Source organism: Streptomyces sp. NPDC096205, from assembly GCF_044763135.1.
Taxonomy (GTDB): domain Bacteria; phylum Actinomycetota; class Actinomycetes; order Streptomycetales; family Streptomycetaceae; genus Streptomyces.
In genome coordinates this window covers 457,769-470,961 of record NZ_JBIWFS010000003.1, presented here as the reverse complement: position 1 = coordinate 470,961, position 13,193 = coordinate 457,769, and the positions used below count along the sequence as shown (strand labels likewise).

Annotated in this window: 16 protein-coding genes; 9 read left to right on the top strand and 7 right to left on the bottom strand. The window is 70.7% G+C overall.

The features are described from left to right. Positions 1–366: 366 nt before the first annotated feature. From ACIQ6Y_RS14455 to ACIQ6Y_RS14440, 4 genes are all read left to right on the top strand, one after another. A complete protein-coding gene (locus ACIQ6Y_RS14455; RefSeq protein WP_020113641.1) occupies positions 367–570 on the top strand; it encodes a cold-shock protein in 204 nt (67 codons plus the stop codon). Between the two features lie 184 nt (positions 571–754). After that, a complete protein-coding gene (locus tag ACIQ6Y_RS14450) occupies positions 755–2,269 on the top strand; it encodes a DEAD/DEAH box helicase (protein WP_404037411.1) in 1,515 nt (504 codons plus the stop codon). A gap of 75 nt (positions 2,270–2,344) precedes the next feature. Continuing rightward, complete coding sequence (locus ACIQ6Y_RS14445; protein ID WP_404038353.1) at positions 2,345–2,587, top strand: CBS domain-containing protein; 243 nt, start codon at positions 2,345–2,347, stop codon at positions 2,585–2,587. A gap of 53 nt (positions 2,588–2,640) precedes the next feature. Continuing rightward, a complete protein-coding gene (locus ACIQ6Y_RS14440) occupies positions 2,641–2,955 on the top strand; it encodes an SCO5918 family protein (RefSeq protein WP_404037408.1) in 315 nt (104 codons plus the stop codon). Positions 2,956–3,148: 193 nt separating this feature from the next. Here ACIQ6Y_RS14440 and ACIQ6Y_RS14435 read toward each other — a convergent pair whose 3' ends face one another. Further along, positions 3,149–3,523, bottom strand: coding sequence for a hypothetical protein (locus ACIQ6Y_RS14435; protein ID WP_404037405.1), 375 nt, complete (start codon positions 3,521–3,523; stop codon positions 3,149–3,151). Positions 3,524–3,972: 449 nt separating this feature from the next. On the opposite strand from ACIQ6Y_RS14435, the gene ACIQ6Y_RS14430 reads away from it, so the two are divergent. The 4 genes from ACIQ6Y_RS14430 (at position 3,973) to ACIQ6Y_RS14415 (ending at position 7,549) form a co-directional block, all read left to right on the top strand. Next, positions 3,973–4,317 (top strand): MerR family transcriptional regulator, encoded by a 345-nt coding sequence (locus ACIQ6Y_RS14430; protein WP_404037402.1) that lies wholly within the window; start codon positions 3,973–3,975, stop codon positions 4,315–4,317. Between the two features lie 41 nt (positions 4,318–4,358). Then, positions 4,359–5,765 (top strand): RNA polymerase subunit sigma-70, encoded by a 1,407-nt coding sequence (locus ACIQ6Y_RS14425; protein WP_404037399.1) that lies wholly within the window; start codon positions 4,359–4,361, stop codon positions 5,763–5,765. A gap of 91 nt (positions 5,766–5,856) precedes the next feature. Further along, a complete protein-coding gene (locus tag ACIQ6Y_RS14420; protein WP_404037396.1) occupies positions 5,857–6,624 on the top strand; it encodes an SDR family NAD(P)-dependent oxidoreductase in 768 nt (255 codons plus the stop codon). A gap of 154 nt (positions 6,625–6,778) precedes the next feature. Then, on the top strand, positions 6,779–7,549 hold the full coding sequence (locus tag ACIQ6Y_RS14415; RefSeq protein ID WP_404037393.1) for a polysaccharide deacetylase family protein: 771 nt from the start codon (positions 6,779–6,781) through the stop codon (positions 7,547–7,549). Here ACIQ6Y_RS14415 and ACIQ6Y_RS14410 read toward each other — a convergent pair. Together ACIQ6Y_RS14410 and ACIQ6Y_RS14405 are read right to left on the bottom strand one after the other, a co-directional pair. Continuing rightward, positions 7,546–8,889, bottom strand: a complete 1,344-nt coding sequence (locus tag ACIQ6Y_RS14410; protein WP_404038351.1) for a phosphatase PAP2 family protein — start codon at positions 8,887–8,889, stop codon at positions 7,546–7,548. The two genes, ACIQ6Y_RS14415 and ACIQ6Y_RS14410, sit on opposite strands and share 4 nt — an antisense overlap. A 137-nt stretch (positions 8,890–9,026) precedes the next feature. Further along, positions 9,027–9,155 (bottom strand): hypothetical protein, encoded by a 129-nt coding sequence (locus tag ACIQ6Y_RS14405; RefSeq protein ID WP_404037390.1) that lies wholly within the window; start codon positions 9,153–9,155, stop codon positions 9,027–9,029. A 212-nt stretch (positions 9,156–9,367) separates the two neighbouring features. Between ACIQ6Y_RS14405 and ACIQ6Y_RS14400 the strand changes: the two genes are divergently transcribed. Next, complete coding sequence (locus ACIQ6Y_RS14400; protein ID WP_404037387.1) at positions 9,368–10,786, top strand: DEAD/DEAH box helicase; 1,419 nt, start codon at positions 9,368–9,370, stop codon at positions 10,784–10,786. A 178-nt stretch (positions 10,787–10,964) separates the two neighbouring features. On the opposite strand, the gene ACIQ6Y_RS14395 is transcribed toward ACIQ6Y_RS14400, so the two are convergent. The 4 genes from ACIQ6Y_RS14395 to ACIQ6Y_RS14380 all read right to left on the bottom strand — a co-directional run bounded on the left by ACIQ6Y_RS14395 (position 10,965) and on the right by ACIQ6Y_RS14380 (position 13,189). After that, positions 10,965–11,168, bottom strand: a complete 204-nt coding sequence (locus ACIQ6Y_RS14395; protein WP_020871138.1) for a cold-shock protein — start codon at positions 11,166–11,168, stop codon at positions 10,965–10,967. Positions 11,169–11,474: 306 nt separating this feature from the next. Then, a complete protein-coding gene (locus ACIQ6Y_RS14390) occupies positions 11,475–12,116 on the bottom strand; it encodes a hypothetical protein (RefSeq protein ID WP_404037384.1) in 642 nt (213 codons plus the stop codon). A 40-nt stretch (positions 12,117–12,156) separates the two neighbouring features. Further along, positions 12,157–12,789 carry a hypothetical protein gene (locus ACIQ6Y_RS14385; RefSeq protein ID WP_404037381.1) on the bottom strand — a complete coding sequence of 211 codons (633 nt, stop codon included), beginning with the start codon at positions 12,787–12,789 and terminating at the stop codon, positions 12,157–12,159. Then, positions 12,776–13,189 (bottom strand): hypothetical protein, encoded by a 414-nt coding sequence (locus ACIQ6Y_RS14380; RefSeq protein WP_404037378.1) that lies wholly within the window; start codon positions 13,187–13,189, stop codon positions 12,776–12,778. Before ACIQ6Y_RS14380 ends, ACIQ6Y_RS14385 begins: the two co-directional genes overlap by 14 nt. Positions 13,190–13,193: the final 4 nt, after the last annotated feature.

Genomic DNA, 13,193 nt, shown 5'->3' with positions numbered 1-13,193 from the left:
CTTCGTCTCCCTGCCGGGAGTCCGGTGCGTTCGCCGGGCTTCTGTCCCGCGGTGCCGACGACGGTCGCGCTCCCGGCATCGTAGGAGGTCACAGCGCTGCGAGCGGAAACGCTCGACGGTAATGCCGTGCCCCCGGAAGGCAATATCTGTGGTCGTCACATAAGAAATCGATGGGGCGCACGACAAATATTCCCGCGCCCACAATCGAGGCGAAATTACTTACCGGGCAGGGCCGACCCCGACGTGCTACTGTCGTCATCAGTTGCAGGTGTGGTTGCCAGAAGGTTTTTCCGACGGCTGATCATCACGGCGACACGGAATACGCACACTGCGCATTCCTGACACCGTTTCCGAAGGAGAAACAAAATGGCTACTGGCACCGTGAAGTGGTTCAACGCGGAAAAGGGCTTCGGCTTCATCGAGCAGGACGGCGGCGGCCCCGACGTCTTCGCCCACTACTCGAACATCGCCGCCCAGGGCTTCCGCGAGCTGCAGGAGGGCCAGAAGGTGTCCTTCGACATCGCTCAGGGCCAGAAGGGCCCGACGGCCGAGAACATCGTCACCGCCTGACACAGCGCCGCTGACGCGTACTTCGCAGCTGGGGCCCGCACCTTGGGGTGCGGGCCCCAGCTCGCTTTATTCCCAGGGCGATTCGGCCCTGTCATTTTTTTCCGGCCCGTTCTTGCGATTCCCTGCGCCGCTCACCCTGCTGCGGAAATTCCTTGATACGTGCCCGCATCGAGGAAGGTTCCGCATGAACCGCACCCGTACCACTCGCACGCGCCCCACCCGCTCGTACGACCGCTTCGAGGGAAGTGCCTCCGGCCGCTCGGGCGGGCCGCGCCGCTCCGAGGGCCCGCGCCGCTCCGGCGGTTACGGAAAGCGGCCGCAGACCGCTGCCCCGCAGGGCGAGTTCGCCCTGCCGAAGACCGTCACCCCCGCGCTGCCCGCCGTCGAGGCGTTCGCCGACCTCGCCATGCCGGCGCCGCTGCTGGCCACGCTCGGCCAGGAGGGCGTGACCGTACCGTTCCCGATCCAGGGGGCGACCCTGCCGAACTCCCTGGCCGGCCGTGACGTGCTCGGCCGTGGCCGCACCGGGTCGGGCAAGACCCTGGCCTTCGGCCTCGCGGTACTGGCCCGTACGGCGGGCCGGCGCGCCGAGCCGCGACAGCCGCTGGCGCTGGTCCTCGTCCCCACCCGTGAGCTGGCCCAGCAGGTCACCGACGCGCTCACCCCCTACGCCCGCTCCGTGCGCCTGCGGATCGCCACCGTCGTGGGCGGCATGTCCATCGGCAGGCAGGCCAGTGCGCTGCGGGGCGGCGCCGAGGTGGTCGTCGCGACGCCCGGCCGGCTCAAGGACCTCATCGACCGCGGGGACTGCCGGCTCGACGACGTCGCCGTCACCGTCCTCGACGAGGCCGACCAGATGACCGACATGGGCTTCATGCCCCAGGTCACCGCCCTGCTCGACCAGGTGCGCCCCGAGGGCCAGCGGCTGCTGTTCTCGGCCACCCTGGACCGCAACGTCGACCTGCTGGTCCGCCGCTATCTGACCGACCCGGTCGTGCACTCCGTCGACCCGTCGGCCGGTGCCGTGACCACGATGGAGCACCACGTCCTCCACGTGCACGACACGGACAAGCACCGCACGACCACCGAGATCGCGGCCCGGGACGGCCGGGTCATCATGTTCCTGGACACCAAGCACGCCGTGGACCGGCTGACCGAGCACCTGCTCAAGAGCGGTGTCCGCGCCGCGGCCCTGCACGGCGGCCGGTCCCAGCCGCAGCGCACCCGGACCCTGGCGCAGTTCAAGGACGGCCATGTCACCGTCCTGGTGGCCACCAACGTGGCGGCCCGCGGCATCCACGTCGACAGCCTCGACCTGGTCGTCAACGTGGACCCGCCCACCGACCACAAGGACTACCTGCACCGCGGCGGCCGTACGGCCCGTGCCGGGGAGTCCGGCAGCGTCGTCACCCTGGTGACGCCCGGCCAGCGCCGCGGCATGACCCGGCTGATGGCGTCGGCCGGGATCACCCCGCGCGTCACCTCGGTCCGCTCGGGCGAGGCGGAGCTCAGCCGCATCACCGGCGCCCAGACTCCCTCCGGCGTCCCGGTGGTCATCACCGCACCTGCCGTGGAGCGGCCCCGCCGCGCCTCGTCGAAGTCCCGCGACCGCCGCGGCCGCACCGGCCAGGGCCGACCCGTCGCCGCGGGGGCGCGCCGCGGGGTCCAGCGGCGGCCCGGGAACGACTCGGCCGCCTGACACCGGCCCCGGGGGACCAGGGACCAGCCCTTACCGAAGGAGACACCCTTGACGTCAGCGCGCACGCAGTACCGCATGCCCCACCCCGCCCCCGTCGAGGGACAGGGGCCCCGAGTGGGCGACGACATGACCGTCGAGGTGGCTCTGGCCCTCATGGCGGGTGCCCGGGTCGAGTATCTGACCGTGTGCGACGAGGACGACGAGCGCACGGGCCTGGTCACCCAGGGCCGGCTCGCCGTCCTCCGCGACAGCGCGACGTACACGGACCGGATGCGGCTGCGGGACGTCCTCGACGGCGTCCCCGCCCTGTCGCGCTGATCCGCCTCGCCCGCCTTCCCGCTCCCCCCGCGACTTCTCCCCTGTGAGGCATCATGCGCTGTGTCATCGCCCGGTACCCGTTCGAACTGACCAGGACCGGGGTGCTGGCCTCGATGAAGGGCGTCAGGCCCGAGCTGGTCACGCGTGAGTCCGTGACCATCGGCCGCCGCCGCTATCCCGTCACGCAGGTGGGTCAGGTCCTCACCCGACAGGACCCCCGTGACTTCACCGCCGCCGAGATCATCCGGGCCATGACGCGGCTCGGCTTCACCTGCCACGACCGCCCCGGGACCACTGCCGTCGACGGTCGCGCTCCGCTCGAGGTCGCGTCGGAGCTGCTCGGGGGCGCGGGCTCCGCGGCCGCGTAACAACGACGGTCCAGCGGCCACGTAACGACGACGGCCCCGTGGCCGCACAAGTACGACGGCCCCGCGGCCACATCAGTACATGACAAGAGTACGGGCGGACACCGCCCTCGAGGTCCCGGTGGGGGCCCTGCCGACGCGCGTCGGCAGGGCCCCCACCGCTGTGTCACCGTCCGTGTGGGAGCCAGGCAGCGGGTCAGCGGTCGATGTAGCTGAGATCGCCCACGGTCCAGGCGCTGACGTCCTTGATCGCGACGCGGTACATGCCGCCGGTCTCCGGGATGCCGAGGCTGCCCTGAAGGATCCGGGCGAGATGGAAGTGCAGATGCGTGGGCGCCTCGCCGCGACCGGGCCGGTCCTCTCGCGGACCGCGGGTGAAGACGTGCGCGAACGGGCCGAGGCGGTCCGAGTCCTTCAGGACCTCCGCCACCCGCTCCCGCCACACGGCCTCGGGAGCGAGCCGGCCGGTGATGACGGCACCGCTGACGACCACGGTCAGCGCCATCTGATTGCTGGGCTCGGACTCCACCGCGGCGGAGATGGCGACGAGCAGCTCATCAGGGTTCGACATAGGGCCAAGCCTATGGGGCCGAGCCGTCCCCGAACCGCCCAGGTGGGCGACAAGTAGCGGCTGCGAGGGCGACGGCGGGGCTCCGGCTCCACCGAAAGGATGAAACCTGCTCTTCCCGCTGTAGATTTTCCCTCTCGTCATGGGTACGCTTCTTCTCGTAGACACCGTCGAACCGGCGCCACCAGTGGTCGGTTCGGAGAAGAACGGAGGAACGAACGCCATCAGGATCGCCCGGCCCGAGACGCCCTCGGCCCGGGTACCGCAAGACCCCGGATTGGATGGTGGTCCCCGGTCACGCAGCTGCGATCCCCCGCTCCGCCCTGCCGGGCCGGGTAGCGGAAACAGAAGGTCGGCACAGCAATAGGGCCGACAGATGGTGTTGAATTCCCTTCGGGGCCCTGGTGCCGTACGGCATCAGGGCCCCTCGACGCGTTGCACAGCGAGGTGACATGACATCGGACAACCCTCTGGATCATCGTCTTGACGACGACGACTACCCCGCATACACCATGGGCCGGGCGGCCGAGATGCTCGGCACCACTCCCGCCTTCCTCCGAGCCATCGGTGAGGCCCGTCTGATCACTCCCCTCCGCTCGGAGGGAGGACACCGCCGGTACTCCCGCTACCAGCTGCGGATCGCCGCGCGCGCCCGCGAGCTCGTCGACAAGGGAACCCCGATCGAGGCCGCGTGCCGCATCGTCATCCTCGAGGACCAGCTCGAGGAAGCACAGCGCATCAACGCCGAGTACCGCCGCGCCGCCAAGGAGTCGGCGGGCACCCCCGGCTCGAGCTGAACGGCCCGTGCCGGCCGTCCGCCGGCTCTAGCCTGTGAGGCGTGACGCAGACATGCCGAGCGTGCGGGCGCCCGATCGACGGCGGTGGTGGGCCGGGGCGGGCGGCGCTGTACTGCTCGCAGGCCTGTCGGCAGCGGGCGTATCGCGAGCGGCGGCAGGTGAAGGGCGTGCCCGTCAGGGACCTGGTCGCCGAGATCGGGGACCGGCTGGGGCGGGTGCGGTGGGAGCCCGGGGTGGCGTTCCACGCCGATGTGGAGGCGCTCTCGGCGCGGTTCGCGGAGTTACGGCGCCTCGCCCGGCAAGCGCGGCGGGCCCAGGAGCAGGCCCAGGAAGAGGCCCAGGAGCAGGCCCAGGAACAGGCCCAGGAGCAGGTCCAGGAACAGCCCCAGGAAGCGGAGCCGCCGGCCGATCCGTCCGTGCGCTCCACCGACGACACGGATTTCGTCACGTCCCGCGGTGTGACGAAACCCGGCGAGGACACCTTCAGCGCGCTCGTCGAACAGCACCGGCGCGAGCTGCGAGTGCACTGCTACCGGCTCCTCGGGTCGTACGACGAGGCCGAGGACCTCAGCCAGGAGGCGTTCCTGCGGGCCTGGCGGGCGCGGGAGGCGCTGGAGGAGGTCGGCAATGTGCGGGCCTGGCTCTACAAGGTCGCCACCCATCTGTGCCTCGATTTCCTGCGCAAGCACCATCGACGGCCGGTTCCCTACGAGCCGGTGCCGGGCATGGATTCCGGGGGCGGACCGCCGCCGCCGCGCATGCCGTGGCTGCAGCCGTTCCCCGACGAGCAGTTGCCACAGACGCCCGCGCCTCAGCACGAGCCCGATGAACAGGCCGTGGCGGGTGAGACCTTGGAGCTGGTCTTCCTGACCGCCATCCAGAAGCTTCCGCCCCGCCAGCGAGCGGCGGTGATCCTGCGCGATGTCGCGGGGTGGTCGGCCGAGGAGACCGCCGACCTGCTGGGCTCAAGCCCGGCCTCGGCGAACAGCGCCGTACAGCGCGGCAGGTCCGCTCTGCGCAAGGCGCTGCCGGGGCGGCGCGAGGACTGGTCGGCCGGCCCGGCCAGTGCCGAGGATCTGGCCCTGCTCCAGCGGTACATGGACGCGGCCGCCCGGGCCGACATCGACGCAATGGTCGAGCTCGTACGGGAGGACGCGGTGCTCACCATGCCGCCGAACCCGTTCTGGTTCACCTCGCGTGAGGCGCTCTTCGCGTTCGTACGGCCGAACCTCGACCCGGCGTCGCCGATGTTCGCCGGGCACTGGCGGCATCTGCCCGTGCGCGCCAACGGCCAGTTGGCGGTCGCCGGCTACCTCCAGCGGCCGGGGACCAGCGTCTTCCGGGCCCAACTCATCGACGTACTACGGGTGAAGGACGGCCGGATCGCCGAGATCACCACCTTCGAACCTCACCTGTTCCCCGCGTTCGGGCTGCCGATGACGTGCTGACCGTTACTTCCCATCGGCAGCGATGAGTTCGCGCGGCCGGCACGTCCTATGAGTGACGGGCGCACACGGCGCCCCCACTCGAGGAGCGGACATGCTGGAGAACAAGGTCGCGGTCGTCTACGGCGGAGCGGGTTCCCTCGGTGCCGGAGTCGCGCGGGCGTACACGCAGGCCGGGGCGCGGGTGTTCCTCGTCGGCCGGACGCAGGACACGCTGCGGAAGGCCGCCGCCGAGACCGGTGCCGAGTACGACGTGCTGGACGCCCGGGACGAGGACGCCGTCGAGGCCCACGCGGCATCGGTGGTCGAGCGGGCGGGCCGGTTCGACATCTCCGTCAACCTCGTGCCGCGCGGCGACTTCCAGGGCGTGCCGCTGACCGAGATGACGGTCGAGGACTACACCCGGCCGGTCGTGCAGGGCATCGCCTGCCAGTTCGTCACCGCGCGGGCGGCGGCACGCCGGATGACCGCACAGGGCTCGGGCGTGATCCTCTCCCTGAACAGCGGGTCCGCCAACGGCAGTCCGATGATGGGCGGCACCGCCGCGGCCGACGGCGCGATCGACGCGCTGGTCCGGCAGCTCGCCCAGGAGGTCGGCCCGGCCGGTGTGCGCGTCTGCGGGATCTGGACCGCCGGTGTCACCGACACCCTCACCCCCGAGAAGCTGGCCGCCGCCGGCGCCCCGGCCATGGACGAGGCCGCGGTGGAGGGCATCCGCTCCCACCTGGACAGCCTGCGGATGACGAGGCGTTCGCCGCGGGTCGCGGACATCGCCGCGCTGGCGACGTTCCTCGCCTCCGACGCCGGTGCGGCCCTCACGGGCACCTGGGTCAACGCGACCGCCGGGATGTTTCCCAGCTGACCGGCCGCGCCGGGGTGATCCCTCGTGTCAGCGAACTCCCCCGGAATTGTCCGTTGTTGGTAACGGAGGGAGCCCCGGGCCGCGGTCCGTCGTCCTGTGAGTTGGTCGGACAGCGACCGGGGACCGGCGGGGACTGAGCGAGGGTGGGGCGGACATGGCGCGGCACAGTGGTGGGCGGGGCTGGTACGGCAAGGTGCTCGGGGCGGCGCTCGGGGTGACGGTGCTGGTCGCCGGAGCCTCGGTGTGGACCGCGCAGGCCGGTTCCGTGGGCGCGTCCCCGAAGGCGACCGCGTCGCCCGGGCCGGGTGGTGACATCGAGCCGGTCGCGGTGTCCATCGTGCACGCCTCGGACAAGGGGCCGCGCGGCGTCAACATCACCATCGACGACGGCCCGGACCCCGTGTGGACCCCGCAGATGCTCGACGTACTGCGGGAGCACGGCGTGAAGGCCACCTTCTGCATGGTGGGCACGCAGGCGCAGGCCCACCCGGACCTCGTGAAGCAGGTCGTCGCGGCCGGGCACCGGCTGTGCGACCACTCGGTGTCGCACGACACCACCATGGACAGGCAGTCCCAGGCCTACCAGAAGCAGCAGATACTCGACGCCGAGCGCATGATCACCGAGGCGTCCGGGGGCGTACGGCCCATGTACTACCGGGCCCCGGGCGGCGCCTTCACCCCGTACAGCCGTCAGATCGCCGCCTCCCGGGGCATGCGCCCGCTGGGCTGGAACGTGGACACCAAGGACTTCGAACAGCCGGGCGCGGACGCGATCGTCGCCACCGTCCAGCGCGAGCTGCCCAACGGCCCGACGCTCCTCTTCCACGACGCCGGCGGCGACCGCTCCCAGACCGTCGAGGCCCTGCGCCGGGTCCTGCCCTGGCTCAAGGAGCAGGGCTACTCCTTCGGCTTCCCGGTCCGCTAGGTCGCTGTGTTCGCCGGGGCCGGCTCGAGCGTCGGGGGAAGGACCGGGGCAGGTTCGGGATCGGCTTCCCAGCGGGTGGTGGTCCGGATGTACGCCGCCACCACCGAGGCCATCGCCAGCAGGAGCAGCGGCCCGGCCGCCCACGGGTGCTCGGCCATCTGGACGGGGACGAAGCGGTACGACGCCAGGAGCGCGGCGAAGACCGCGGTGCCGTAGGCGACCAGTCGCAGGCCCGCCCGGTCCCAGCCCCGGTCGAGGGAGCGCAGGGCCGCCTCGATCGTGACGGTGAAGACGACGCCGGCGACGAGGTCCGCGCCGTAGTGGTAGCCGAAGCCGAGGGTCGCGCAGAGTGTGGCGATCAGCCAGAAGGTGCCTGCCCAGCGCAGGATGCGGGGCGCCTTGCGGGAGTGGATGAAGATCGCGGTGGCCCAGGCCGTGTGGAGGCTGGGCATGCAGTTGCGCGGGGTGATCCCGTCGAAGGGTATGGGGTGGGGGGACCCGATCGGCGTCGGCACGTCCGGCCACAGGTCGGCCACGGCCCACGGCAGGGTGGGCGGGCTCGGCGGCCACAGGTGGGCCGAGGCCCAGTGCTCGTTGCCCGCGCCGTAGGCGTAGAGGGGGCCGACCACCGGGAAGATCATGTAGATGGCCGGGCCGAGCAGCCCGATCACCAGGAACGTACGCACCAGATGGTGCCTCGGGAAGCGGCGCTCGGCCGCCACCCGGCGCAGCTGGTACAGGGCGACGACGACCGCGGCGACGGCGAGCTGGGCGTAGACGTAGTTGAGGGCGTGGGCGCCGACCGTGCCGGTCGCCGTGAGGGCCCGGCCCACCAGCCAGGACGGATTGCCCAGCGCGTGGTCGGCGGTCGCCACGTACTGGTCGAGCACCGTGGGACGGGTCTTCGAGGTGATCAGCAGCCAGGTGTCACCGGTCTTGCGGCCGGCCACCAGCAGCAGGCCCAGCCCGACGCCCTTCAGCAGCAGGGCGCGTTCGGGGCCGGTGCGGTGTCGTACGGCGATGACGGCGCAGCCCAGCATCACCCACAGGGCGCCGCTGCCGAAGGGGTGGCCGTCGGACAGGGGTACACCGGCCGCCCAGCGGAGCAGGAAGAGGACGATGTCGATGCCGATGGTGGCCGCGGCGGCGATGAGCCGTTGCCGCCGGGTGAGCACCACCATCGTCAGCGCCAGACCGGCGTAGAGCGCGAAACCCGACTTGGGCGGCAGGACCGCCTCGCGTGCCAGGCCGGTGACCGGCCCGTACATCCCGTAGCGGTGCGCGGCGAACTCCAGCACAACGAGGAATGCGAGGACCGCCGCCCCGGCCGTGGCCCACAGGGTCGTTCGCGCTCTAGATATCAATTCTCTGGCCGCTTTGCTGTGTTCCGGTCGGTTCAGGTCATTTGTCGTGCCAGTGGCACCCTTTTCCGTCGAGGACGGGCGAAAGGGCAGCATTGGCCGCGAGTTCGCACATGCTAGCGGAGCGTCTGCGGCCCGGGGCGGCCGAGTCCGGTGCGGCCGGGCCCGGCGCGGGCCGGCTGCGTCACGGCCTGCTCATCGGCGTGCGGAGCGCCGGCCCGGGTGGCCGGGGTGCCCTGCGTCACGCGCGCGATATTCCCGTACGGCAAGGGGAGTTGCATTATTTTTTCCCCTGCCGGGCGGATTGTGGCGTGGTACCGTCGAGGGCGGCTGCTGTAGTGGTCGCCGGAATTGATTCAGAAGTTGGGACCTGCACCTCGAGGTGCGGGTCCTGTTTTTTGACGCGCGATTTCCTTGCCGGATCTGTGCCGCGTCCAGGAAAGCGTGAGGATTTCGTATGAGCCGTGCTCGCTCGCAGCGCAGACGCCCCAGCCGCCCGGAGGGGGAATTCGCGGTGCCCGCGACGACCACGCCGGCGTTGCCCGCAGTGGAGTCGTTCTCCGAACTCGCCATGCCTGCACCGCTGCTGGCCGCACTGGGGCAGGAAGGGGTGACCACGCCGTTCCCGATCCAGGCGGCCACCCTGCCGAATTCGCTGGCCGGCCGTGACGTCCTCGGCCGTGGCCGCACCGGCTCGGGCAAGACCCTCGCCTTCGGCCTTGCGGTACTGGCCCGTACGGCGGGTCTGAAGGCCGAGCCGCGCCGGCCGCTGGCCCTCGTGCTGGTGCCCACCCGTGAGCTGGCCCAGCAGGTCACCGACGCGCTCGCGCCGTACGCCCGCGCGGTGCGGCTGCGGACGGCCACGGTGGTCGGCGGGATGTCCATCGGCAAGCAGGCCGGTGCGCTGCGGGCCGGGGCGGAGGTGCTCGTCGCCACGCCGGGCAGGCTGAAGGACCTCATCGACCGGGGCGACTGCCGGCTCGACGACGTGGACATCACCGTCCTCGACGAGGCCGACCAGATGACCGACATGGGCTTCATGCCGCAGGTCACCGCGCTGCTCGACCAGGTGCGCCCGCAGGGGCAGCGGATGCTGTTCTCGGCCACCCTGGACCGCAACGTCGACCGGCTGGTCCGCCGCTATCTGAGCGACCCGGTGGTCCACTCCGTCGACCCGTCGGCGGGCGCGGTCACCACGATGGAGCACCACGTGCTGCACGTCCCCGACGCGGACAAGCGGCAGACGGCCACGGAGATCGCGGCCCGGGACGGCCGGGTGATCATGTTCCTGGACACCAAGCGCGCGGTGGACCGGCTGACCAAGCACCTGCTGAACAGCGGCGTCCGCGCCGCCGCGCTGCACGGCGGCCGGTCCCAGCCGCAGCGCACCCGGACCCTCGCCCAGTTCAAGGACGGCGAGGTGACGGTGCTGGTCGCGACCAACGTCGCCGCCCGCGGCATCCATGTCGACAGCCTCGACCTGGTCGTCAACGTGGACCCGCCCACCGACCCCAAGGACTACCTGCACCGCGGCGGCCGTACCGCCCGGGCCGGGGAGTCCGGCACCGTCGTCACGCTGGTGACGCCCGAGCAGCGGCGTGACATGGACCGGCTGATGGCGTCGGCCGGCGTCACCGCGCGGATCACGCCCGTACGGCCGGGAGAGCCGGAGCTGAACCGGATCACCGGGGCCCGGACTCCGTCCGGTGTGCCCGTGGTCATCACCGCGCCCGTCACGGAGCCGGCCCGTCGGGCCGCGTCCTCAGCCACGTCTTCCGCCTCGGCCTCGTCGGGTCGCGCCCGCCGCGGGCGCAACGGCCGCGGCCGGCCCGGCGGCTCGGCCGGACGCCGGTCCTCGGTCGGCCGGGCGGCCTGACCCACACGGGTCTGGCACAAACCGGGCCTGACACCCCCGGCGGTCGATCCGCCGGGGGATTTCCCGCGACTTTCAGGCCACTTCGCCGTCACTTCCCCTTCATATTCTTTTCAGGGGAATACGAAAGAGGCCCGCACCTCGAAGGTGCGGGCCTCTTTCAGGCTTTTGTGGCCTTGGATCAGGCGGGAACGATGTTCTCCGCCTGCGGGCCCTTCTGGCCCTGGGTGACGTCGAAGGTCACCTTCTGGCCTTCCTGCAGCTCGCGGAAGCCGCTGGTGGCGATGTTCGAGTAGTGGGCGAAGACGTCAGCGCCGCCGCCGTCCTGCTCGATGAAGCCGAAGCCCTTTTCCGCGTTGAACCACTTCACGGTACCGGTGGCCATGTCAAAACTCCTGAGGCAGTAGCGAGGCTCGCACTTCACGAGCCTCCTCATCGCTGCGATGATCACCTGCCCGGGAAAAACCTGTGACAAAAACTGGCAACCACAACTGCAACTGACAGCCAGCGTACCACGTATAAAAGCGGCTGCAAGGAAAAACGGCGCCACCGCGGGAAACCGGAGAATATCTGTTCCGGCGCTATCAGTTTTTCAGGTTCCGCCGCGGTGGAGATCCCGGGGAGAGCGGCGTCGTCACCGACCTGCCCGCCCACCGGGCCGACGCGCTTGAGCCTGCCCCGGCCGCGCCGGTCAATGGGCCGTCTCAGGAAGCCGGAGGGTTCGCGCGAAGTCGTCCAACGCCTCCATCGCCGCGGCCATCACTTCCGGATCGTCGTGGTGGCCGCGGAGCAGGACGTCGGGGAGGCCGGGCGGAGTGTGCCAGTGGTACGTCACCGAGGTCATCATGATGGTGCTGTCCGCAGGGTAGGAGCGGGTGACCCGGACCCCGTCCGCGCCCAGGTGGGGAGAGGCGAACGGAATACTGCCGGTTCGCTGCTGCCACTCGGGGATGTCCGGGTGCGGCACCGTGGCCGCGGTGACTCCGTCGCAGGAGGACGCGTCACGGGCCTCGCAGTGGAGGCGGGTGGCGTGCATCACCAGCGGCATGTAGGTCAGCGGGACGGGGTGGTAGATGAACGCCTCGTCGGCCTGGAGCTTGTCCCGGAGCGTGACGATCGTCTGCTCGTAGAAGCTCTTGTGGAATCGGCGGAGTTTGCGGGAGAGCTCGATGCCGTGGATGGCGGCCAGGCCTGTCAGGTGCAGGTCCAGCCATTCCTTGAAGTTCTTCTTGTCGATCTGGAGGTGCAGATAGCCCCAGAGGTCTGGGTCGGCATCCGTGTCGATGCGGAGCGGGGCACCGAGGTCGGTGCTCCACAGGGTCCCTTCGGACATGAGCGGTCTCTTTCTTCAAGGGCACGGCAGTAGGCAGCCTTCAGGCATAGCTCCAGCGGAAGGTGCCCATCACGGCATCGAACAACTCCACGAGGATGTCGTAGAAGGCGGGATCCGAGCCGGGCGCGATCAGGGCGCTGAAGGAGAAGGTGACGTACTGGTCGGGGGCGCTGTCCGGGACCGGAACGAGGTACTCGACCCGGCGGTGTGCGACGTCGACGCCCTGGGCCGCGTCAGCGGGTACGTCTCGCTCCGAGCGCAGGGCCGCGGTGGAGTCGAGCTCCCGCACCTCGGCACCGGGAGTCACGGAGGCGAGCGCCGCCAGGACCGCTTCCGGGCCGCTGTCGGGCCTGACCCCCGGAATCTCGACCGGCTCCGAAGCCACGATCGAGACGGGCAGCGCGACGCCGTCAAGGCGCTCGGTGGGGAGGTAGAGGGTCATGCCTCCCTTGGCTCTGGCCCGGCGGACGACCTTCTTCATCTCCTGGGTGAGCTTCAGCCGGGCCTTCGGAATGTCGTCCTTGGGAAAGCCGGCGGGCAGTTGTGCGACGGCCTTGCGGACGATGCGGTCCATCGCTTCCTCGGTGCCCGTGTGCAGCGGAATCACGTCCCAGCCGGGCGGCGGCACCAGGTTGAAACCGTTCGGGGGGCGGCGGTGCTCAGCGGTGGTCATTGCGCCCCCGCGTCACGTCCACGGCATAGGTGACGCCTACGAAGAGCGCCCATGCCGGGGCGGCGATCATGCCCGGCCAGAAACCGAAGAACAGTGAGGGCAGGAAGAAGCCGCCGCCCATGGCGAGATCCCGGGTGAGACAGGGCGGACGGTCCGCGTACCGGGGGTACTTCGCGAAGACCCAGACGTAGTGCAGGAGGCAGCCGATGATCCCGGCCTCATAGACGTGGAGCACGTCATTCATCAGTGACTTCGGCACCAGGATCATGATTCCCAACACCGGCAGGAACAGCGGCATTCCGATGATCAGCGTCAGCCGGAGCCGCCGGTTGGGGCTGGTGCCGAGCCCGGTGCGTGCGGCTTCGGCCTCGACGATGCGTCGTGCCGAGTTCAGGTCCATGGTC